Here is a 1,532-nt window from a genome sequence, read left to right on the forward strand (position 1 = left end):
CATGTAGCCCTAGAACAAGCAGTACAATCTAAATTAACATTTTCAATAAACTAATCTTTTTTTTGATAACTTAAATTCTAATTAAGGAATAATATGGAAAAGTTAGCAAACGACATTTGGATTTTTGATGGTGAAGCAGTAAAATTCTTCTTTTTACCTTTTACAACTCGAATGACAGTCATTAAACTCGCAAATGGCGATCTGTGGGTTCATAGTCCTATCTATCTAAGTGATGCGTTAAAAACCCAAATAGATCAGTTAGGCTCGGTCAAATACCTTATTGCACCAAATCATTTACATCACCTGTTTTTACCCCAATGGATAACAAAATATCCAGATGCGCAAATCTATGGCACTGATGAAGTCATCAAAAAGCGTAGCGATATCTCATTTGATGCGTCCCTAAATGACGATTTAGCGTGGCAGTGGCAAAATGAAATTAACCAAGTCTTAGTTACAGGCTCCCCTCTTATGGAAGAGTGTGTGTTTTTCCATAAAAGCTCTAAAACACTCATTGTTACTGATTTGGTAGAAAACTTTTCGGGTGATAATTTTAACCCTTTGCAAAAATGGATAGCCAAGGGCGTTGGGATCATCGCCCCTGATGGAAAAACACCTATCGATTGGCGTCTAAGTTTTATGTTTAACAAAGCCAAGACCAGAAAACATTTTGAACAGATGCTAGCCTGGCAGCCTGAAATTTTGGTTATGGCCCATGGCGAGCTAATTGAGAAAAACGCTGTGGATTTTTTGCATAAATCCTTCCGCTGGCTTACTAAGAGTTAAAAGAAAAAACCAGCTTCGTTACATATAACATTCTATATATTTAATGTACCGTATTTATTTGTTTTTCAAAAAATGATTGACTCTCCCGTTAAGGGGAGGCTTTAGACTTGCAATTATTTCCTAATACATAGAGGTAGTAATTGTGAAAAATATACTCATTTTAAACGGAAACCCTAAAGCCCATAGCTTTGCTGATTCATTAACGAGTGCGTATGAGTTTACAGCTAAAAAAGCGGCGAATATCCGCATATTTAAACTCTCTGAAATGGACTTTAACCCTAACCTGATGTTCGGCTATGACCAAGTGCAACCTTTCGAGCCATGCCTAGACACCTTTACTGATGCACTTAAATGGGCCGATCATCTAGTACTTATTGCGCCAATTTGGTGGGGAAGTGTACCAGCTAAACTAAAAGGCCTTTTCGACCGCGTATTTTTACCCGGTGTGACCTTTAAATTCGAACAAAACAGCTTATTGCCGACGCCACTGCTAACTGACAAAACTGCGAGAGTGATCTTAACCATGGATACACCCCAAGAGCTCGCTCAGGAACTAGCAAAGCCCGTAGTAGAACAGTTATGCCGCTACACTCTCGAATATTGTGGTTTTGAAAAGCCGAAAGTTAACTTTTTTGGCTCTGTCATTCTCTCAGATGATAATCAAAAATCGAACTGGAAAACAACAGTTGCTGAGCTAGGTTCTCTATGTGACTAAAGGCTTATGTTTGTTGTGTAAAATATAATAT

The 1,532-nt window shown here is 38.1% G+C and carries 2 protein-coding genes; both read left to right on the plus strand.

What is annotated here, in order from left to right; translation table 11 throughout:
- Positions 1-93: 93 nt before the first annotated feature.
- On the plus strand, positions 94-786 hold the full coding sequence (locus tag L1D46_RS20600; protein WP_130052852.1) for a DUF4336 domain-containing protein: 693 nt from the start codon (positions 94-96) through the stop codon (positions 784-786).
- Between the two features lie 142 nt (positions 787-928).
- On the plus strand, positions 929-1,501 hold the full coding sequence (locus L1D46_RS20605) for an NAD(P)H-dependent oxidoreductase (RefSeq protein ID WP_130052853.1): 573 nt from the start codon (positions 929-931) through the stop codon (positions 1,499-1,501).
- Positions 1,502-1,532: the final 31 nt, after the last annotated feature.

Origin of the sequence: Pseudoalteromonas sp. Isolate3 (assembly GCF_022398505.1) — a bacterium.
Classification (GTDB): Bacteria; Pseudomonadota; Gammaproteobacteria; order Enterobacterales; family Alteromonadaceae; genus Pseudoalteromonas; species Pseudoalteromonas apostichopi.

What these genes read in the sequence shown, in the direction of transcription:
- L1D46_RS20600 (WP_130052852.1), top strand. Translation starts at nt 94, where the DNA reads ATGGAAAAGTTAGCAAACGACATTTGGATTTTTGATGGTGAAGCAGTA.